Raw genomic sequence first — 20,299 nt, 5'->3', positions numbered from 1 at the left:
TGCGTCACCTTCCACGCCGGCATACGACGGCGTCGTACGCACACCGGGCCCAACGACCCGGTCAGGCTGAGGTATCGGCACCAAAAGGGCAAATTCGGAACTACGCCGCGTCAGCGTAGCAATCAACCACGGATACGTCGACCGGGAACCGGACCGGGGTGGCTCCGAAGAGCAACCGTCCGGCCCGGTCGGACGCCGTCCGGACCAGCTCGGCCACCTCGCCCGCCTGCTCCTGCGGACAGTGCACCAGCACCTCGTCGTGCTGGAAGAAGACCAGTTGGGCGGCGGTCCCGGCGAGCGCCCCGCGCAGGACGGCGAGCAGGGTCAGCGCCCACTCGGCGGCGGTCGCCTGGATGACGAAGTTGCGGGTGAACCGGCCCCGGGAGCGGGCCAGGGCACGGGCCCGGGGGCCGAACGGGTCGACCTCGGCCCGCACCTCGAAGTCCGCACCCTCACCGTCCTCGCGTACGCCGACCGACGACGGCGGGCAGGTCCGGCCGAGCCACGACCGCACCAGCCCACCCGCCTCCCCGGTACGGGCCGCGCTCTCCACGTATTCGAAGGCGGTCGGGTAGCTTCGCCGCAGTACGGCCAGCGCCGGGATCGCGGAGCCGCCGGTCTGGCCGTACATGGCGCCGAGCAGGGCCAGCTTCGCCCTGGCCCGGTCACCGTCGAACGAGTCCCGGGCCAGGGCGGCGTAGAGGTCACCGGCGCCACCGGCGGCGGCCAACCGGGCGTCACCGGAGACCGCGGCCAGCACCCGGGGCTCCAACTGGCCGGCGTCGGCGACCACGAACCGCCAGCCCGGATCGGACCGTACCGCCCGCCGGACCACCTTGGGGATCTGCAACGCTCCCCCACCACGGGTGGCCCACCGGCCGGAGACGACCCCGGCCGGCACGTACTCCGGGCGGAACCGCCCGTCGTGCACCCAGGTGTCCCGCCAGGCCCAGCCGTGCGCGGTCCAGATCCGGTACAGCTCCTTGTACTCCAGCAGCAGCGGCACGGCCGGGTGGTCGACCCCGCGCAGCACCCACGCCCGGGTGCTGGGCAGTTCTATCCCGGCGCGGGCGAAGGCACGCAGCACCTCGGCCGGCGACTCGGGGTGCAGTTGCCTGACCCCGAACGCCGCCGCGATCCCGGCGGACAGCTCGACCAGCCGGCGCGGCGGCCCGACCGGCGACGGCTCACCGAGCAGGTCGTGCAGCAGGTCGTCGTGTACGTCGCCGCGCCACGGCAGCCCGTCGGCGGCCATCTCGACCGCGATCAGCGCCCCGGCGGACTCGGCCGCGACCAGCAGTCGGAACCGCCCCGGTTCGCCGGTCGCCTCGATCCGGGCGTGCTGATCGGCGTAGACCCCGACCAGTGCGTCCAGACCCAGCGCCGGGGACTCGGAAACCGGCTCGAAGAGGGCGGCCTGCGCGTTGCCCGGCGGGATGGCCGCGCGGGGTGCGGGGTCGGCCGGCACCGGTGTCCCGCTCAACCGGGCCCAGGCGGCGGCGAGTGAGCGCGGCTCGCCCCACCGGCCGGCGTGGCCGAGCAGCAGGGCCTCGGTCAGCTCGACGTCATGGCAGCGGTCGACGCGTACGCCGGCCCGGCGCAGGGCCGGATAGGTCGACGCGGTGGCCGGCCAGATCCAACGCGGCCGGTCCCGCGCCTCACGCTCGGCGATCGCGGCGACCAGGTCGGTCACCGGCTCGGCCGCCCCGGCCGGGCGGCCGTCCGGATGCAGGGGCTGCCACTCTCCCCCGCCGCCCTCGTCGGGCATCACCGCCACCAGCACGGTGGCGATTCTGCCCGGCCCCTCCGACATGTTCGGTCGGGTGGGCCGGGCAGTGCGACGCGGATTACCGGTGCGGGTGTCGGTCCGGTGGGACTACTTGCCCGCTCCGGCGGTCAGGCCGGACTGGATCTGGCGCTGGAAGATCGCGTACACGATGATCATCGGGAGGATCGCGATGGTGAGCGCGGCGAACAGGCCGGACCAGTCCGCCTCGTACCCGGCATTCACCGAGATGTCGGCGATGCCCTGGGTGAGCACCCACTTGTCCTTGGCACTGGAGACCAGCACCAGCGGTAGCTGGTACTGGGCCCACTGGCCGATGATGTTGAAGATCGTCACGCTGATCATGCCGGGTTTCGCCATCGGCAGCATGACCTGGAAGAACAGCCGGGTGTGCGACGCCCCGTCGATCATCGCCGCCTCGGCCACCGAGTTCGGCAGCGTACGGAAGAAGGCGACCAGGAAGAAGACGGTGAACGGCAGCGAGTACGCCGTGTAGACCAACACCAGCCCGGTGTACGTGTCCAGCAGGCCCAGGTTGCGCACCACGAAGAAGAGCGGCACCAGGGCCAGGAAGACCGGAAAGGCCAACCCGGAGACGAACAGGTAGTAGATGAACCGGTTGCCCCAGAACTTGTACCGGGCCAGCACGTACGCGGCCATCGAACCGAGCAGCATCGTGAGGAACGTGCCGCAGCTGACCACGAGGACGCTGTTGAGGAAGTAGCGGCCGACGTTGGCCTTGGTCCAGGCCCGCCCCCAGTTCTCCCAGCGCAGTTCCGCCGGCAGGGTCCAGGGGCTACTGAAGATCTCCGTGGTGTTCTTGAACGAGGCGAGGAAGACCCAGATGATCGGCACCACGACGATCACTGCCCAGAAGAACAGCGCCAGGTGCCCCACGCCGTTGAGCAGGCTCACCTCGCCCCGGTCGGCGCGCTTGCGACGTCGGGGTTTCTCCACCGGCGGGAGGGGTCGGGGGCCGGGACCGTCCGGCTGGTCGGTCCTGGTCGTGGTCAGCTGTGTGCCCATCAGTACTCGACGCTTTCCCGCTTGGTTACCCGCAGCGTGAACACTGCGAAGGTGATGGTCAGGAAGAACAGCGCCACACCCATCGCCGAGGCGTACCCGTACTTGGAGTAGGTGAAGGCGTTGCGGTAGATCTCCAGCGCCAGGACGGTGGTCGCCCCGTCCGGACCGCCGTTGTCGACCGAGAGCACCGCCACCACCGCGAACGCGTCGAACGCGGCGATGCCCAGGTAGACCCAGGCGACCTGGAGGGTGTCCCAGAGCAGCGGCAGGGTCACCCGGAAGAACAGCGTGACCCGGGTCGCGCCGTCCATCTCGGCGGCCTCGTAGATCTCACCGGGAATCGAGGCGATGCCGGCCGAGAAGAGCACCACGTAGAAGCCGACCGCCTGCCAGACCAGCACCCCGAGGATCGACCAGAGCGCGATGTTCGGGTTGACCAGGAACAGGATCGGATCCAGGCCGATCTTCATCAACACGCCGTTGATCAGGCCGGACTCGTTCGGTCGGTAGACCGTCTGGAACAGCACCGCGATGATCGCCACGGCGAGGACCTGGGGAAAGAAGAACACCACCCGGTAGAACCCCGAGCCCCAGACCCCCGACCGCTTGCCCCCGCTGCTCTTGCCCGCCACGTTGAGCATGAACGAGAAGAACAGGGCGATGGCGATGGTGATCAGCGGCAGGGCGAGCAGCAGTACCAGGTGATGCTGGATCGCCTGCCAGAAGCGGTGGTCCTCGACCAACTGTCGATAGTTGTCGAAGCCCACCCACTTCGGGGCGGACAATCCCCTCCAGTTGGTCATCGAGATCTGGAACGCCTGGGCGTACGGGGCGATCACGAAGACCGAGTACAACAGCACCGGAGCGGCCAGGAAGCCGATCACGAAGGGATACTTGCCGTGCCGCATGACCTACGCTCCGATCAGCGCTTGAACTTGGTGACGGACGCGTCCTTCTTGATCGCATCCGCCTTCTTCTGGATCCGCTCGCAGAACGCGTCGGCCTTGATCCGGCCGAACATCAGCTCGTTGGTCGCGGTGCGGGCCTCGGTGTCCAGCTCCTTGTACCAGCCGTCGAAGAAGAGGTTCACCACGTTCTGACCGGCGGCGGCGAGCGCGGCCTGCGAGCTGGCCACACCGGGCGGGAACGCGTAACCGGTCGAGCCGGAGGTCACGACCGTAGCGGACTTGACCACCTCGGTGAAGCCCTTGGCACCGGCGGTGGAGAGCATCTGGCGCATGTACTCCATCGCGCCGCGCGGGTTCGCGCTCTTGGCCGAGACGAAGTAGCCCTCGGCCGCGGTGGCGCGGACCGTACCGGCCGGCAGCTTGTCCGACGCGGTCAGGCTCGGCAGGGGCATCATCTGGTACTCGAAGCCGGGCGGGGTGTCCTTGGCCTGCTCGTTCTCCAGCCAGTCACCGCTGGGGTAGAAGCCGACCTTGTACTGGTTCTGCAGGAGCTGTACGTCGGTGTGCTTGAGCCCCTCGAAGCTCTTGTCCAGGTACTTGGCACCGATCTCGGCCCACGCGGTAGCGGCCTGCTTGACCGGCTCGGCGGTCCAGGCGCCGTCCTCGAGGTTGTCGATGTTCTTCAGTACGTCCGGTCCGCCGATCTTGGCGGCCTGGGTGAGGATCACGTTCCAGACGTAGTACGGCGCGTTCGCACCGGCGTAACCGAACGGGGTGATGCCCTTGGCCTTGATCTTGTCGAGCAGCGCGGTGAACTCCTCCCAGGTCTTGGCGGGAGCCCAACCGTTTTCCTTGAACTGCTTGCCGGAGTACCAGAGGCCGAACACGGTGGAGACGTAGTTGAGCACGTACGGCTTGCCGTTGAACGTACCGACGTCGACGGTGCCGGGAACGACGGTGTCCCGGACCTTCTTCGACGGGTCGTCCACCGACGGGGCGTCCCACAGCTCGGTCAGGTCCTGGAGCTGACCGTCGGCGACCAGGGCGCCGAAGTCCAGCGACTTCTCGCCGGAGTTGTTGACGAACTCCGGCGGGTTGCCGGCGGCGAACCGGGGCTGGAGCACGGTGGAGATGGCCTGGCTGGCCTCGTGCTTGATGGTCGCCTTCGGGAACTTCGCCTTGTAGAGCGGCTCGTGCACGTCGGTGGCGTACTTGTCGCCGTAGCCACCGTTGAAGATGACCACCTCGAGCGCGGCGTCCTCCTTGACGCCGAACGGGTTCTCGGCGCTCTTGGTGCCCTCGCTCTGCTCCTGCGTGTCGCCGTCACCGCCGGTGGCGCAGGCGCTGAGCAGACCGGCCGCCGGAACGGCGAGCAGGCCGGCAGCCGCCGCCCGCTGCAGAACGATGCGGCGGCTGAGATCCGACGGCTTGTCGGGGGTTACGGACATCTTCGTCTCCTCGGTTAGGTTTCGTCGTCGCCACAAAATGTCAGGGTCAGGCGGTACGCCGGATACGCCCGGCATACCGCGACTCCAGGGCGGTGTTGTGCTCGTCCCCGCCGGGGACGTTCGCGGATCGGTAAATTGGGGGTACCTCTCCCACGACGTGGAACCGTCGTACGACCTCCGCGGTCAGCAGCTGCGCCAGCAGCGCGGTGGTGACCGAGGAGACCGCACAGACCGCGCCGCCGCCGTCCAGCGGCAGCAGTGCGTCACCGTACGGCGCGCCATTGTCCAGCACGACGTCGGCAATGTCGGCGAGCCGTTGACCGGACGGGTGCCGTGGGGCGACCCGTGCCGTGTGCTCGACCGAGGTGACCGCGATCAGGTCGTGACCGCGTTCTTTCACCAGCCTCGCCAGCTCGACAACCGAGCCGTTGATGCCGGACTGGGACGCCACCACGAACACGTCGCGCGGCTGGGGGGCCGCGAGCGCGTAGATCTGGTGGGCGATGGTGGGGTCGCGTTCGAGTTTGGGATCGCCGAGTACGTCCGGCGACGCGTCGCCGTACAGCACCAGGTCCCAGAGCGAAAGCTGGTTGGTCGGTACCAGTCCGCCGGCACGGGCGACCAGCTCGGCCGCGAACGCCTCGGAGTGGCCGGCACCGAACGCCTGGAGCACGCCGTCGCCGCGCAGGCTGTCGGCGATCAGGTCGGCCGCCCGGCCCACCCCGTCGACCTGGGTGTCCAGCAGCCGGTCGAGCACCGGGCGGACCGCGTCGGCGTACCCCTGCATGCTGATCATTTGTTCGCCCCGATCCGTACGGTGGGGTGGCCCTGGTCGCTCATCCCCGTACCTCCTTCGCCGCCTTGTGCCCGCCGACGGCCCGCGCGGTCCGCTGGAACGCCGAGTGGGCACGGTCGTGGGTCCGCTGGGCGACCGCGATGTAGAGCAGGTCGAGGACGACCAGTTGCGGGTGCCGGGCGGAGAGCGCGTCCGGGCGGAAGGTGGTGGCCTGGCTGGCGGTGAGCAGCACGATGTCGGCCAGCTCCGCCAGGGGCGAGCGGGGGAAGCTGGTCAGGGCGACGGTGGTGGCGCCGTGGCTGCCCGCCTCGGCCAGCATCTCGATCGTCTCGCGGGTCTCGCCGGTGTGCGAGATGCCGAGCGCCACGTCTCCGTCGCGCAGCAGGGCGGCGCTGGCCAGCCCCTCGTGGACGTCGTGCCAGGACCAGGCGGGTACGCCGATGCGGTGCAGGCTGAACTGCATCTCGGCGCCGACCAGGGCGCTGCCGCTGGCACCGAAGATGTTGACCCGGCTGGCGGCGGCGATCGCCTCCGCGGCCCGTTCGACCTCCCGCAGGTCGAGCAGTGTCGCGGTGTCGTGCATCGCCTGGGTGTCCGCCGCCATGATCTGGCCGAGCACCCGCTCCAGCGGATCGCCGGGCTGGATCTCCCGGCCGATGTCGACCGTCCAGCCGGCCGAGCGCGCCCGTCCGGTCTCGGCGGCGATGCCCAGCCGCAGGTCGGCGTAGCCCTCGAAGCCCATCGCCCGGCAGAACCGGGTGACCGTGGCCGGTGAGGTGCCGCTGCGTTCGGCCAGTTCGACGATGGTGGCGCGGGCGGCGGCCTCCGGGTCGGCGAGCACCTGTTCGGCGACGCGTTGCAGGGCGCCGGTGAACTCCGGGAGCCGGGCGCGTACCCGAACCAGGACGCTGTCGCTCGGAGAGAGTCCGGCGGCTAGTCGCCGGTCGAACGCCTCGGCGTCGACCACCGCGGTTCGCGCGGCGGTGTCCACCTCGTGATCGACCATGTGAACGCCTTCCGGAAAGAGTGTTAACTGTTAGTGGTAAAAGTTCTTACTAACACCCCCTCCGTGTCAAGACTGTGGGCGAAGTTTTCAAACCGTTACCTGCCCCGACGGGTCGACGGGCGACCCGCCCACCATCCCCGTCAAGCACCCTGAGCAGCCGGAACACGATCGCACCCGGCCCCGTCGACGAGCAACGGGGCGACGGCGGCACCGTCCGGGCCGAGGACCCGGCGTCGCGGGTTTGCCGGTTCCCCCCGGACGATCAGCCCTAGCCTGTTCACATGCGGCGTCGGCTGGGGCAGCTCGCCCGGGAGACGCCCGCCGAGCGGGAGCGCTACCTCGACCTGCTGCGCGCCCTGGCGATCGCGGCCGTGGTGATCGGCCACTGGCTGATCATCGTGATCGACCACGACCGGTCCGGCCGGCTCACCGGGCGCTCCGCCCTGGTCGAACTCTCCGCCGCCCGGCCCGGCACCTGGCTGTTCCAGGTCATGCCGATCTTCTTCCTGGTCGGCGGGTACGCCAACGCAGCCTCCCTGAGCAGCCACCGGCGCCGGGGCGGTCGGGCCGTCGACTGGCTGCTGGACCGGTGCGCCCGGCTGCTGCGGCCGACCACGGCACTGATCGTCGTCCTGGCCGGCGCGGCGCTGGGCGCCCAACTCGTCGGGGCCGACGCCGAGCAGGTACGCCCGGTGGTCTGGTTCGCCACCATCCCGCTCTGGTTCCTGGCCGCGTACCTGGCGGTGGTGGCCCTGACCCCGGTGACGTACGCGCTGCACCGGCGCTTCGGGCTCGCCGTACCGGTGGCGCTGCTGGCGCTGGTGGTGGGGGGCGACCTGGCCCGGCTGGTCGGGCCCGAGTCGTACGCCAGCGGGAACTTCCTGTTCGGTTGGCTCGCCGTGCACCAGTTCGGTTACGCCTGGCGGGACAGCCGGACCGGCACCGGCCGCAGCGGTGGCGGGCTGTTGCGCACCCAGTTGCCGATGGCGCCGACGGTCGGTGTCGGGCTGCTGTTCGGCGGGTTCGCCGCGCTGCTGGCGCTGACGCTGGCCGGACCGTACCCGGTCAGCATGGTCAACATCCCGGGCGAGCGGCTGCACAACATGTCACCGCCGAGCCTCGCCCTGCTCGCCAACGCGACCTGGCAGCTCGGGGTGATCCTGCTGCTGCGCGGCCCGGCGGAACGTTGGCTGCACCGGCCCCGCCCCTGGCTGGTGGTGATCGCGGCGAACGCGGTCGTGCTGACGATCTTCCTCTGGCACATCACCGCCGCGGTGCTGCTGGTCGGCGCGCTGGACGCACTGGACGCGCTGCCCACCCCGGCCGTGGGCAGCGGCGCCTGGTGGCTGTGGCGGCTGCCCTGGCTGGTCACCCTGACGGTGGTGCTGGCGGTGCTGGTGGCCGTGTTCAGCCCGATCGAGACCGGGGCCGGACGCCGGTCACGTTTCCTGCCCCTCGGGCCGATCCGGTCGCTGCGGCCCACCGGGCGCCCGCTTCACCGCCTCCGCCGGGGCCGATCCGGGGCGGGGCCGCCGGCCCGGCTCGTGGGAAGGCCCGAGCGGACGGTGCCGAGGGCGGTGCTGACCGGGGTCGGGATCGCGGCCGTGGTGGCCGCGCTGCTCGACAACAGCCTGACCTCGAAAGACTCGCCGGAACCGGTCGGACTGCCCACGGCGGCCCTGGTCAGCTACCTGACCGGGGCCGCCGTACTCCGCTGGCTCAGATCACGCCCGGACCGGCGTGAGGCACCACCAGCGCCGACGGACACCTGATCGATATCGGTCAGCGCGCGGCGACGGTGGCGATCGCGGTACGGATGATGTCCAGCCCCTCCCGGGCCTCCGCCTCGGTGAGCGTCAGCGGCGGACCCATCCGCAGTACGTTGCCGTACAGGCCGCCCTTGCCGACCAGCAACCCGCCCCGGCGGCACTCCTCGAAGACCCGTACGGCGTTCGCCGGGTCCGGCTCCCGGCTGCCCGGACGGACGAACTCGACGGCCAGCATCAGCCCCTTGCCGCGTACCTCGCCGACGATGTCGTGCTCCCGGACCGCCTCGTCCAGGCCCTGGCGCAGGATCGCGCCGACCCGGTGGGCGTTGCCCTGCAGGTCGTGGTCGAGCAGGTAGTCCAGTACGGCGTTGCCGGCGGCGGTCGAGATCGGGTTGCCGCCGAAGGTGGAGAAGCTGATCGCCTTGACCTCCTCCAGCACCGGCGCCCGCCCGACCACCCCGGCCAGGGCGAAACCGTTGCCGATCCCCTTGGCGAAGGTGAGCAGGTCGGGCACCACGTCGTGCGCCTGGTAACCCCAGAAGTGCTCCCCGGTCCGCCCCCACCCGGTCTGCACCTCGTCGGAGATGAGCAGGATCCCGGACTCGTCGAGCACCTTCTTGTACGCCCCCAGCAGCCCGTCCGGCGGGTGGACGAAACCCCCCACGCCCTGGATCGGCTCGGCGATCAGGCAGGCCACGTCCCCGCTGGTCTGGGTCGCCAGGACCTCGCGCAGGTCGTCCACGGCCGCGTCGACCTGCTCCTCCGGGTCGAGCCGGGAGAGCAGTCCCCGCATCCGGTCGCTCGAGTGCAGCCAGCTCACCTGCAACGGGTTCAGCGAACTAGCCGACCAGCTCCGGTGCCCGGTGATGCCCATCGTCGCGTACGACCGGCCGTGGTAGCTGTTGCGTACGGCGAGGATCTGGTGCGACCGGCGGTAGTTGGTGGCGACCAGCAGCGCGGCCTCGTTCGCCTCGGTGCCGGAGTTGGTGAAGAAGACCCGCGCGTCCGGGATACCGGAGAGCCGGGCGATCTTCTCGGCCAGTTCGACCTGCTGCCGGATCAGGTAGAGGGTGGAGCTGTGCACCACTCCGGTGGCGAGCTGGCGGGCGACCGCGTCACGAACTTCGGCGATGTCATAACCGATCATGTTGGTCAGGACACCGCCGAAGAAGTCCAGGTAGCTGCGTCCGGTCGAGTCGGTGACCCGGCGCCCCGAGCCGGAGACCAGCTCGATCGGCTCCTCGTAGTAGAGCGGCATCCAGGACGGCAGCACGGCTCGGTGCCGCGCCAGCAGGTCGTCGGTGGCCATCGTCATCACACCCTTCACCCCGGGTACGCGGATGACTGCACGCTTTCATCGATCCGCCGCCCCCGGCAACTGCCACCCTGTAGCCGGTGCGGGCCCCGGCACTGACACACCGTCAGCCCCGCCCGGTTCCGGTGCGGATCCGTCGGCTCCGCCGCGTCCTCGTCCGGTGTGGAACCGGCGCGGCAGCCGGAGCATTCGCGGCAACCGGAGCAGGAGCGCGGTGACCGCCCACCCGGCCCATCCCCCGGCCAGCGCCACCGGCAGCGGGCCTGACTCCAGCCAGTGGTACCCGGCGAGGAAGCCGACCAGGGCGAGGCTGTTGCCGACGAAGTGGCGGCTGAACTCGGCCAGGTCGCGCCGGCTCTCGATGGCCACCAGCACCCCGGAGTACGGGAACGTCACCACCATCCCGCGCAGTTGCTGACCGAGCAGCACGGCCACGGTCGAACCGGCGAGAATGACCGGTAGCCGGAGCAGCGCCGGCAGCGGGTGCCGCTGCGGAGCCGGTGGCAGCGGTCCGGCCCACCGGGGCAGGAGCAGCATCACCACCGACCACAGCCCGAGTACGCCGACCAGGACCGGCACGAACGGCAGCGGTGCGACCTGCAGGAGTGCCGCGCTCAGCCCCAGGTAGACCGCCAGCCCGAGCAGGTCGGCCAGCAGGATCGGCACCTTGAACCGGTGGTACGCCACGGTGACGGTGAGGAAGAAGAGGTTCAGCGCGACCACGCCGAGCACCTGGGTGCCGTCCACCGGGAAGCCGGTGCCGGCGAGCGCGACGGTCATCGGCAGCGGCAGGCTGTAGACGAACGCGCGCCACCGTACCGACCTGATCAGGCTGACCGACCACACCACGGCGGCGACGAGCAGCACCGTGGTCCAGCTCATGACCGGGCCACCGGCGAGGACTGGTCCGGCATCAGTCGGTGAAGGTCGCGACCCGCGCACAGGTCTGGTAGGCGGTACGCAGCCGGTCCAGGTCGTCGGGGTTGACTGAGAAGACGTTCTCGCCGATCTCTCCGTGCGGGGTCATCCGCCCCTCCCAGGCACTCGTACCGTCCCAGACGGCCAGGTTCAGATCCAGGCTCCGGTCCACCGACCGCCAGGGCAGCAGGCCGACCCGTACGCCGGCCCGGCGCTGGTCGTCGACCAGCTCGCGCAGTTGGTCGGTGAGCTGGTGGTAGCCGAAGATCCGGGTGATCGTGACCCCCCGGGCGAGCGCCTGGAGGTTGAGGGTCCAGTAGTACCGGCCGACGTCGCTGCCCCACCAGTTCGGCTCGCCCCCGGTCCACGGCAGGACGTTCGTGATCGCGTCGAGCCGGCCGACGCAGTCCCTGGTCGCCTCGATCAGGTCCCGGTGGTCCGTACCCGGACGGATGATCCGGCCGGCGCGCAGGTGCCCGGTCTCGACCCGGAGCCGGTCGAAGCGCCGGCGTGCCTCGGCCGCGACCCGGGTGTCCGGATAGTGCTCGACCGCCTCCCTGGTCCCGGTCATGATCGGTACGAGGGCCTCGGTCAGCCAGGGTTCCCCGGCCACCAGTGTCCGCAGCTCGAACCGGCGCTCGGCACGGGCGATCGAGTCGACCAGCAGCGAGATCGTGGTGCCGAGCAGGCCGGCGAACAGCGACTCGACGCCGGAGGCAGCACCGGTCAGGTCGAGGGCGACGGACAGGGCCACCGACAGCCCGATCCCGGCCAGTGCGACCGGGTCGGTGTGCGCGACCAGCCGGGTCAGCCGCCGCCGCGCCCGCTCCGGCCGCCCCGGAACGCGTGCCCGGACACTTCGCTCCGCCCGGTCCGGTATCCGGTATCCCGTCATCGGCCACCACCCTCCGGGTCGCCGGCTCCGGTGCCGTCCCGCCGCACGTCGTGGCCGTTGGCGGGGAGGACCGGTCCGTGGCAGAAAGCGCCCTTCGTCACATCACGGCCGAGGGTAGGAGGCGTCGACAACACCCGCCGCTCCGACCGGGGGACGGATCGCCCGGCTACGATCCGCGGCCGTACCGGGCGGGACTACTATGGCCTGTGCGCAACGGACAACTCAGGCAGATGACCGACTTCTCGTTCCCGTCGTACTCGGTCGACCTCGCCACCGGTACCGCATCGTTCGACTACCTCCTGTCCGGCCCGGACGGCGAGCAGCGGTTCACCGAGGTGATCACCTTCCCGGTGCCGGCGATCCCGCCCACCGCGGCCACCGAGGCGACCTTCCGCCGGGTGCTGGACCTGCTGCACCTGGTCGCCGGGGTGAGCTACTACAAGGCCGCCGCCCCGCCCCGGCTGCTGGCGCCGGCGCCGCTGGGCGAGGCCGCCGTCGCGCTGGTCACCGCCATCTACACCAAGGGCCTGGCGGAGTACGCGTACCGCAACGACCTCCCGTACGTGCTGGACCTGGTGCCGACGGTCCCGGTCGGGCAGGTGCCGGAGCCGGCCCTGCTGGACAACTCCGACGGCCGTCCGCTCTGCGCGGTCGGTGGGGGCAAGGACTCGATCGTGAGCCTGGAGGCCCTGCGCCGGGCCGGCCTCGATCCGGTCCCGTTCTCGGTCAACCCCAACCCGGTGATCGTCTCGGTGAACCAGGCGTCCGGGCTCACCGCCCTGGCCGCCCGCCGTCGGATCGATCCGGTGCTGTTCGAGCTCAACGCCGAGGGGGCCCGCAACGGGCACATCCCGGTGACCGCGATCAACTCGCTGATCGCGGTGGCGACCGCGGTCCTGCACGGGCTCGGTCCGGTGGTGATGTCCAACGAGCGTTCCGCGTCCGACCCGAACCTGATCTGGAACGGTCACGAGATCAACCACCAGTGGTCCAAGGGCGTCGAGGCCGAGGGGCTGCTCCGGGGTGCCCTGGCCGGTCACGCCGGCCTGACCGAGCCGTACTTCTCGCTGCTGCGCCCGCTGTCGGAGCTGCACATCGCCAGGCTGTTCGCCCAGTTCGACCGGTACGACGACGTCGTGACGAGCTGCAACAAGGCGTTCAAGCTGCACGACCCGACCGTACGGTGGTGCGGCGACTGCCCCAAGTGCCGGTTCGTGTTCCTGGCGCTGTCCCCGTTCATGTCCCGCGACCGGCTGGTCCACATCTTCGGGGTGGATCTGCTCGCCGACTCGTTGCAGGTGCCGGGTTACCTGGAACTGCTCGGGATCGACGCGCACAAGCCGTTCGAGTGCGTCGGTGAGGTCGAGGAGTCGGTGGTGGCGCTCGGGTTGATCGCCGAGCAGGAGCAGTGGCGGGACGCGGAGGTCGTACGGTCGCTGGTCCAGATCGTGCCGTCGGCCGCGTGGGCGACGGCGGCGAACTCGGAGGTGTTCACCCCCGGCGGCCCGCACTTCGTCCCCCCGGCGTACGCGAAGGCCCGCGCCGACCTGGAATGACCCGCCCGGCTTCAGCGGTGGCGGGTCAGACGTCCCGGACCGCGTCGAGGGCGAGCAGGGCGACGTGCAGCGACAGGCAGTCGTCGACCGCGTCGAGATCGGCGTCGAGGATCCGGGCGATCCTGGCCAGCCGCTCGTAGAACGCCGGCCGGGACAGGTGCGCCGCGGTGGCCGCCGCCGACTTGTTCCGCCCGTGGTCCAGGTACGCCCGCAGCGTGCCGAGCAGCCGTTCCTTCGGGTGCTCGGCATCGTGGGCCAGCAGCGGACCGAGTTCCCGCTCGACGAAGGTCTGCAGCCGTGGCTCGTCCCGCAGCAGGTGCAGCAGTCCGGCGAGCCCGACGTGCGGCAACCGGAACACGGCCAGGTCGTGCCGCCCGCGACGGGCCGCGTCGGCGATCTGCCGGGCCTCCACCAGCGAGCGACGCGCCTCGCGGAGCGAGTCGACGCCGGAACCCGCCGCCACGATCACCGCGTCCGGGGCGGTCCCACCCGGTCCGGGCGGAGCGGCGTCCCGGCGTACCCGGTGCAACGCGGCGGCGAACGCGGCCAGTGACCGGTCCTCGGCCGCCGGGTCGCGCAGCGCCAACAGCGCGCCCACGGCCTGGTCGTCCAGGGCGCTGGCCAGCCCGGTCAGCTCGGCCTCGCGCAGCGCCTGCCCGACCGCGTCGGCCAGGTCCCGCAGCCGGGCCTGGGCCGTCGGCGTGCCGGCCTCGTCGGCCCGGTGCCGGACCACCACCCCGACCAGGTGCCGGCGCTCCAGCGTCACCCCGAGGGCCCGTGCCCGCAACGCCACCTCGTCCACCGGTCGGGCGTGGTCGAGCAGGGCGGTGAGCAGGTTGCGGTGGATCTGGCGTTCCAGGCCCTCGGCGTCGCGCCGGATCAGCCGACCCAGCGCCAACGTCGACGCGGCCCGCTCGATCAGGATGGTCAGCCGGGTCGGCGGGGCGGCCGGGGTCGCCGCGCCGGGTGCCAGGTCGGCACCGGGCCAACGCAGCAGCAGCCGCCCCCAGTCCTGGCCACGGGCCCCGACGGTGGTCACCAACCACCCGGCGTCCGGGTCGTACGCGGTCCGCCCGGCCGGCTGGATCCGCCGCGACTGCTGCTCCCAGCTCCCGAGCAGCAGCTCGGCCCGCTCCCCCGCCGTGTCGTACGCGAGCACCTGCCGGGACAGGTTCTCCAGCACCACCGGGCACCCGGCGAGGCGGGCCGCCTGGTGCACCACCTCGGCCGGTTCGGCACCCTCGACCGACAGGTCGGTGAACCGCTGGTGGATCTCCTCGGTGGCGCGCAGCTCGGTGAGCTGGGCGTCGACGATCAGGGCATGCACCGCCTCGGTGATCCGGACAAACGGCGTCACCCTGCGTAGTTCCACCAGTGGCAGCCCGCGCCGTTCCGCCGCCGCGATCATGACCCTGGGCACGCTGGTCGGGTACCGCCGGCCCAGCTCGACCAGCAACCCGGACACCCCGACGTCGGCCAGCTCACCGATGAACGCCCGCAGCCCGGCATCGTCCGAGGGCAGGCCGATCCCGGTGGTGAGCACCAACTCACCACCGTTGAGCAGGGCGGCGATGTCGGGCACCTCGGCCGCGTGCACCCAGCGGACGAGCCGGTCCAGACCGTCCTGCCCGGCCACCAGCCGGGGTCCGCCGTGTCGCACCGGGTCGAGGGCGAGCACCTCACGGACGGTAGGGAACACGCTGGTCACCGTACCGTCCGGGGGCTCGGAGCGACCACATCCGGCACGGGCGTGACCCGACCCTCAAGATCAGTGATCGAAAACCGGGTACCGGTCTGCCGTGGAATGGCCGTCCGGCAGGTCGGATCCGTGGAAGACAGCGGCGTCCAGGCTGAGCCACTCGCCGTCATCCCGGTCCTCCACCCACCGGGGCGCCCACTCGATCCGGAACGCGTGCCCGAGTTGTACGGCCACGGCGCGGGCGACCTCGGGGATGTCCTCAAGCTCGATCGTCTCGCCCCGCATGGCGAGTTGCGCGTGCAGTTCGCACGCGATGGCGTTCCGCAGGCGGGCGACGTCCGGTGAATCGTCGTCGCTCGCGTCGGGGATCGGCTGAATATTCACAGCAACACGGTCGACCCACTGTCGGCGTGTCGTCAATCCCGCGTTGTTTATCCCACAGGCACGCCAATCACCTTTCCGATCTTGGACCGGTCATCCAGCTCCGGCCGTCATCGCGGAATATTCGCGCGCTCCACCAATTCACCACCATTCCACTAGTGACAGTCCACTCACCATTCGCCTATGCTCACCCAGTCAAACCGCTCCCCACCAGCACCTTCTCACCGCACAATCCCTATTTGTCCACCGCGTGTCCGCTGCTTGTCCGTCAATTGTCCGGAGGTTGTCCATGAGCCACTCGCCCGTTCTCGAACTGTTCGCCGAGGAACTGAAGATCTTCCGCACCGCCGCCGGCATGACGCAGACGGAACTCGCCGAGGAGATCTCCTATTCGGGTGCCCTCGTCGGCAAGATCGAAAGTTGCGACCGGCGGCCCAGCGCCGACTTCGCCCGCCGCTGCGACAAGGTGTTCAACACCGGCGGCATCCTGGCCCGGATCCAGCGCAAGCTCGGCCGGGACTCGCTCGTGGCCTGGTTCCGCGAGTGGGCCGAACTCGAACAGGAGGCCGAGGCGCTGCGATGGTTTGAGCCGCTGTTCGTGCCGGGCCTGCTCCAGACCGAGGCGTACGCCCGCACGGTCCTGTCCGGCAGCGGCCTGCACCGAGCCGAGGCGCTGGAACAGCAGGTGACGGCCCGGATGGAACGGCAGGAACTGCTCACCCACGGCCAATCCCCACTGCTGACGGTGGTGATGGACGCGTCCGTCCTGCACCGACCGGTGGGCAGCCCCGAGGTGATGCGCGAACAACTGCGGCACCTGACCAAACTCGGCAGTTCCCTCCCCCGCCTGCGGATCCACGTCGTCCCCGAGACGGCCGGGGCCTACGCCGGCCTGAACGGCCCGTTCGTGATGGCCACACCGCCCACCGGCGAGGACATCGTCTACATTGAAGGACAGCTCAACGGGCAGACCTACGACCGGGCCGAGGACGTGAAACGCACCGTCCAGGTGTGGGAGTCGATCCGGGGCGAGGCACTGCCGCACCAGCAGTCGCTGGAGTTGATATCGGAGGTGGCGGAGACATGGACCTGACCGGCGCCAAGTGGCGCAAGAGCACCCGCAGCAACGGCAACGGCGGCGCATGCGTCGAGGTCGCTGACAACCTGCCCCACACGATCGGCGTACGCGACAGCAAAGACCAACACGGCCCCACCCTCACCTTCACCCCCACCGCTTGGCGCGCCTTCCTCGGCACCATCACCCACAACTGACCAAGCACCGATCAGCCTCGCAGGCACACGTCGAAATCGTCGTACCGCATCGGACGGCGCCTCTCGTCGCACAGCCGTGTCGAGACGCAGGACCGCAAGTGACTGACGACGGAGTTCATATCGGAGGTAGCCGCGACATGGACCTGACCGGCGCCGAGTGGCGCAAGAGCACCCGTAGCAACGGCAACGGCGGTGACTGCGTCGAGGTCGCCGACAACCTGCCCCACACCATCGGCGTACGCGACAGCAAGGACCGGCAGGGCCCAGCCCTCACCTTCACCCCCACCGCCTGGCGCGCCTTCCTCCACACCATCACCCACAACTGACCGATCACCGACCGGGCTCCCGGGTACGCGCCGCAGTCGTCCTGCCGCACCGAGCGGCGACTCCCGTCGCACCGCCCGGTCGAGACGCAGGAACGCAGTGACGACGAAGTTCACATCGGAGGTGGCCGAAGCATGGACCTGACCGGCGCCGAGTGGCGCAAGAGCACCCGCAGCAACGGCAACGGCGGAAACTGCGTCGAAATCGCCGACAACCTGCCCCACACCATCGGCGTACGCGACAGCAAGGACCGGCACGGCCCTGCCCTCACCTTCACCCCCACCGCCTGGCGCGCGTTCCTCCACACCATCACCCGCGACTGATCCGGCCAGGGTCCGGCGGACGTCACCCGAGCACCCCCGCCAGGCCGGACAGGTCCGCGACCTCGTAGGCCACCGGCACGTCCGGCGGCCGGGCCTGCCCGCGACGGTTGATCCAGGCCGCCCGGATCCCGGCCGCATGAGCCCCGCGTACGTCGGCCCGCAGCGAGTCCCCGACGTGCAGCACCTCGTCCGCGCCCAGCCCCAGCGCGTCGAGCGCCCGGCGGAACATGGCCCCGTCCGGCTTGTACGCCCCCACGTCCTCGCTGGTGACAACGGCGTCGAAGGTCAGCCCGTGAAACGCCATCGCCGCCCGTAGGTCCGCGCTGTCGACGTCGGACACCACGCACACCGGCACCGTGACCCGGGACAGGAACTCGCGGGTGCCCGGTCGCAACGGTGGCGTCCGCCAGTACGCGAACTGCGGCGCGCATAACTCAGCCTGGTCGCCCGGGTAGCCGACCTCGGTCAGCACCGTCCCGAGGCTGCGCAGCACGCAGTCCCGCAACGACCGGAACGGCGTACTGTCGGCGACCCTCTCGTACTCCTGGTTCCAGGCCGCGCCCACCTCCCGTGCGGTGACCGGTGTGGCGGCGCCCGCCGCCACCCGGTCCGCGATCTCCGCCACGATCATGTCGTCGTCCTCCACGACCGTGCCGTAGAAGTCGAGCAGCAGTCCCCTGATCACGACCGGATCCTCTCACCCGGAACCGGTCAGTACGCGGTGCCGACGAGTTCCTTCGGGTCCTCGGCCTCGGCCTCGGCCTCGGACGGAGCCTCGTCGAAGCGGCCTCCCACCCGGGCGTGGAACCGACGCAGCGGCCCCGGCGCCCACCAGTTGTACCGGCCCAGCATCATCATTGTCGCCGGGACCAGGAGCATCCGTACGATCGTCGCGTCGAGCAGCACCGCCAGCACCAGCCCGAGTCCGATCGCCCGGATCGGGGTGAACCCGCCGACCAGGAAGCCCGCGAAGACGACGGCGAGGAGCAGCGCCGCAGCCGTCACGATGCGACCGGTCAACTGGATGCCCTCGGCGACCGCCTCGTCCGGTGCCGCACCCGCACGCCACCGCTCCCGGATCCTGGAGAGCAGGAACACCTCATAGTCGACGGAGAGGCCGAACGCGATCGCCGCGACCAGCACCGGGACCGACAGGTTGGTGCCGCCGAGGTCGGGCTGGCCGAGGTTGCCGTTCTGGAACACCCACACCACCGCGCCGAGCGCCGCGCCGATGCTCAGCAGGTTGGTGAGCACCGCCTTGATCGGCAGGAGGACCGAGCCGGTGAAGAGGAACAGCAGGACCAGGGTGCCGAGCGCGACGAGCCCGGCCGCCCAGGGCAGCCGTTCGCCGAGCATCTGCCGGTAGTCCATCAGGGATGCCGCGTCCCCGGCGACGAGTACCTCGACCGGGGAGGCCAGGTCCCGTGCCGCGCGGGCAACCGCTTCCTGGTTCTCCTCGTCGACGTCGGCGTTCAACAGGGTCAGGTCGCCGACCGGGACGACCTCCACCTCACGTACGCCATCCATTCCGACGATCGACTCCCGCAGCCTGCCGACCTCGACACTGTCCGGAGCCGCGTCGACCATCGTCGACACCGGGTCGGGACGTACCTGGTCGGGATAGTGGCGGGCCGTCTCCTCGTACAGGGCCCTGGTCTGGGTGCTCGCCGGCAGCAGTCGGGGATCGCCCAGCGACAGCCGCAGGTCGAGCACCGGAAGCGCGATGACCACCATCACGGCGAGCACGGAGAGCGCGACCGCCGCCGGGCGGCGCTGCACGAAGCGGGCCACCAGCGCGAAGAAGCCCTTGCCTGCCGGCTGCGCCGCGCGCGGGGTGATCCGTCGGCCCAGCAGCGCCAGCAGGGCCGGCAGCAGGGTCAGCGCGGCGAGCATGTCGATCACGACGACGGCCACGCCGGCCAGGCCCATCGAACGCAGGAACGGATCCGGGAACACGGTCAGCCCGGCCAGCGCGACCGCGACCGTCAGCCCGGAGAACAACACGGTACGACCGGCGGTGCCTGCGGTACGCAGCACGGCACCGGCGACCTCGGCATCGACGGAGCGCTCCTCGCGGAACCGGTTGACGATCAGCAGCGCGTAGTCGACGGCGAGGCCGACCGCCAACATCGTCACCACCTGGATCGCGTACACCGACACGTCGCTGACCTCGCTGAACGCGAACAACACGCCGAACGTGCCGCCAACTCCGGCAACCGCGACGAGCAGCGGCAGACCGGCCGCGAGCAAACCCCCGAAAACCAGCAGAAGCAGCAGGAGTACGACCGGCGTGCTGAGAATCTCGGCCCGTGCGACGTCACGGGCCGCCTGGCTGCTGAACTCGTTCGCGGTGAGCGAGCCACCGGCGACGGTGACGGTGCTGCCCGGAAGGTCACCGTCGAGTGCGTGGATGCGGTCGGCGGCCTGTTCGGCGACCGCGTCGGCGGGGTCGTCGACGTCCGGCGTGCCGGGCTGCGTCGTACCGGGCGCGAGCGTGATGCTGAAGATCAGCGCCTGCCCCGTTTCCGGTGACGGCACCGCCGGGGCCACCGAGTCGACGCCGGGCATCGCCCGTACGTCGGCGGCGGCCCGGTCGACGGCGGCCCGCACGTCGGGACTGTTCGCGTCGACACCGGTCACGATCGCGGTCAGGCGCTGCGGCTCCGGGGCCACGGTTTCGCGCAGTTCCAGGACCCGGTCGGATTCGCTGCCCGGTACGACACCGACGGTGCCGACGAGACGTTCGAAGACGCCGGTGCCGACAGTGAAGCCGGCGGCGACGACGGCCAGCCAGATCACCAACACGATGACCGGGCGGCGTACGGAGAAGCGGGCGAGTGAGCTCGTCATGCCGTCGATCCTTCGCGGACGGCGGGG

Annotated in this window: 19 protein-coding genes; 6 read left to right on the top strand and 13 right to left on the bottom strand. The window is 70.7% G+C overall.

All coding sequences use genetic code 11. The annotated features are described in order from the left end of the window. Positions 1–100: 100 nt before the first annotated feature. The 6 genes from OIE47_RS25695 to OIE47_RS25670 form a co-directional block, all read right to left on the bottom strand. Positions 101–1,813, bottom strand: a complete 1,713-nt coding sequence (locus tag OIE47_RS25695; protein ID WP_326557080.1) for a bifunctional 3'-5' exonuclease/DNA polymerase — start codon at positions 1,811–1,813, stop codon at positions 101–103. Between the two features lie 63 nt (positions 1,814–1,876). Further along, positions 1,877–2,812, bottom strand: a complete 936-nt coding sequence (locus OIE47_RS25690) for a carbohydrate ABC transporter permease (RefSeq protein ID WP_326557079.1) — start codon at positions 2,810–2,812, stop codon at positions 1,877–1,879. After that, positions 2,812–3,720: a carbohydrate ABC transporter permease gene (locus tag OIE47_RS25685; RefSeq protein ID WP_326557078.1), complete on the bottom strand. Its 909-nt coding sequence runs from the start codon at positions 3,718–3,720 to the stop codon at positions 2,812–2,814. Before OIE47_RS25685 ends, OIE47_RS25690 begins: the two co-directional genes overlap by 1 nt. 14 nt (positions 3,721–3,734) lie before the next feature. Next, positions 3,735–5,168, bottom strand: a complete 1,434-nt coding sequence (gene ngcE, locus OIE47_RS25680; RefSeq protein ID WP_326557077.1) for an N-acetylglucosamine/diacetylchitobiose ABC transporter substrate-binding protein — start codon at positions 5,166–5,168, stop codon at positions 3,735–3,737. 46 nt (positions 5,169–5,214) lie between these two features. Then, complete coding sequence (locus OIE47_RS25675; RefSeq protein WP_326557076.1) at positions 5,215–5,964, bottom strand: SIS domain-containing protein; 750 nt, start codon at positions 5,962–5,964, stop codon at positions 5,215–5,217. A gap of 40 nt (positions 5,965–6,004) precedes the next feature. Continuing rightward, positions 6,005–6,970 carry a MurR/RpiR family transcriptional regulator gene (locus OIE47_RS25670; protein ID WP_326557075.1) on the bottom strand — a complete coding sequence of 322 codons (966 nt, stop codon included), beginning with the start codon at positions 6,968–6,970 and terminating at the stop codon, positions 6,005–6,007. Between the two features lie 281 nt (positions 6,971–7,251). On the opposite strand from OIE47_RS25670, the gene OIE47_RS25665 reads away from it, so the two are divergent. Beyond that, positions 7,252–8,742 carry an acyltransferase family protein gene (locus tag OIE47_RS25665; RefSeq protein WP_326557074.1) on the top strand — a complete coding sequence of 497 codons (1,491 nt, stop codon included), beginning with the start codon at positions 7,252–7,254 and terminating at the stop codon, positions 8,740–8,742. Between the two features lie 10 nt (positions 8,743–8,752). Here the strand turns inward: OIE47_RS25665 and OIE47_RS25660 are convergent, their stop codons facing one another. Genes OIE47_RS25660 through OIE47_RS25650 form a run of 3 tightly spaced genes read right to left on the bottom strand, consistent with a single transcriptional unit; the run spans position 8,753 to position 11,867 of the window. Next, positions 8,753–10,048 carry an aspartate aminotransferase family protein gene (locus OIE47_RS25660; RefSeq protein WP_326557073.1) on the bottom strand — a complete coding sequence of 432 codons (1,296 nt, stop codon included), beginning with the start codon at positions 10,046–10,048 and terminating at the stop codon, positions 8,753–8,755. 45 nt (positions 10,049–10,093) lie between these two features. Next, complete coding sequence (locus OIE47_RS25655; RefSeq protein WP_326557072.1) at positions 10,094–10,936, bottom strand: hypothetical protein; 843 nt, start codon at positions 10,934–10,936, stop codon at positions 10,094–10,096. Positions 10,937–10,967: 31 nt separating this feature from the next. Further along, positions 10,968–11,867 carry a hypothetical protein gene (locus OIE47_RS25650; RefSeq protein ID WP_326557071.1) on the bottom strand — a complete coding sequence of 300 codons (900 nt, stop codon included), beginning with the start codon at positions 11,865–11,867 and terminating at the stop codon, positions 10,968–10,970. A 206-nt stretch (positions 11,868–12,073) separates the two neighbouring features. Here OIE47_RS25650 and OIE47_RS25645 point away from each other — a divergent pair, with 206 nt between their 5' ends. Then, positions 12,074–13,423: a hypothetical protein gene (locus tag OIE47_RS25645; RefSeq protein ID WP_326557070.1), complete on the top strand. Its 1,350-nt coding sequence runs from the start codon at positions 12,074–12,076 to the stop codon at positions 13,421–13,423. Between the two features lie 25 nt (positions 13,424–13,448). On the opposite strand, the gene OIE47_RS25640 is transcribed toward OIE47_RS25645, so the two are convergent. Further along, the gene (locus OIE47_RS25640) at positions 13,449–15,122 is read right to left on the bottom strand and encodes a PucR family transcriptional regulator (protein WP_442930330.1); all 1,674 of its coding nucleotides are present in this window, start codon (positions 15,120–15,122) and stop codon (positions 13,449–13,451) included. Positions 15,123–15,191: 69 nt separating this feature from the next. Next, entirely contained in the window at positions 15,192–15,506 is a 315-nt protein-coding gene (locus OIE47_RS25635; protein ID WP_326557068.1) for a hypothetical protein, read from the bottom strand. A 286-nt stretch (positions 15,507–15,792) separates the two neighbouring features. On the opposite strand from OIE47_RS25635, the gene OIE47_RS25630 reads away from it, so the two are divergent. From OIE47_RS25630 to OIE47_RS25615, 4 genes are all read left to right on the top strand, one after another. Continuing rightward, entirely contained in the window at positions 15,793–16,596 is an 804-nt protein-coding gene (locus tag OIE47_RS25630; protein WP_326557067.1) for a helix-turn-helix domain-containing protein, read from the top strand. Beyond that, entirely contained in the window at positions 16,587–16,775 is a 189-nt protein-coding gene (locus tag OIE47_RS25625) for a DUF397 domain-containing protein (RefSeq protein WP_326557066.1), read from the top strand. The genes OIE47_RS25630 and OIE47_RS25625 overlap by 10 nt, the downstream gene beginning before the upstream one ends. Before the next feature lie 137 nt (positions 16,776–16,912). Next, on the top strand, positions 16,913–17,101 hold the full coding sequence (locus OIE47_RS25620) for a DUF397 domain-containing protein (RefSeq protein WP_326557065.1): 189 nt from the start codon (positions 16,913–16,915) through the stop codon (positions 17,099–17,101). A 132-nt stretch (positions 17,102–17,233) separates the two neighbouring features. Further along, on the top strand, positions 17,234–17,422 hold the full coding sequence (locus OIE47_RS25615) for a DUF397 domain-containing protein (RefSeq protein WP_326557064.1): 189 nt from the start codon (positions 17,234–17,236) through the stop codon (positions 17,420–17,422). Between the two features lie 22 nt (positions 17,423–17,444). Here OIE47_RS25615 and OIE47_RS25610 read toward each other — a convergent pair whose 3' ends face one another. Then, the gene (locus OIE47_RS25610) at positions 17,445–18,107 is read right to left on the bottom strand and encodes an HAD family hydrolase (protein ID WP_326557063.1); all 663 of its coding nucleotides are present in this window, start codon (positions 18,105–18,107) and stop codon (positions 17,445–17,447) included. 26 nt (positions 18,108–18,133) lie between these two features. Next, entirely contained in the window at positions 18,134–20,272 is a 2,139-nt protein-coding gene (locus tag OIE47_RS25605) for an MMPL family transporter (protein ID WP_326557062.1), read from the bottom strand. Positions 20,273–20,299: the final 27 nt, after the last annotated feature.

Source organism: Micromonospora sp. NBC_01796 (assembly GCF_035917455.1).
GTDB lineage: Bacteria > Actinomycetota > Actinomycetes > Mycobacteriales > Micromonosporaceae > Micromonospora_G.
The sequence above is the reverse complement of the archived record's forward strand: the minus strand, read 5'-3'. Positions and strand labels throughout refer to the sequence as shown.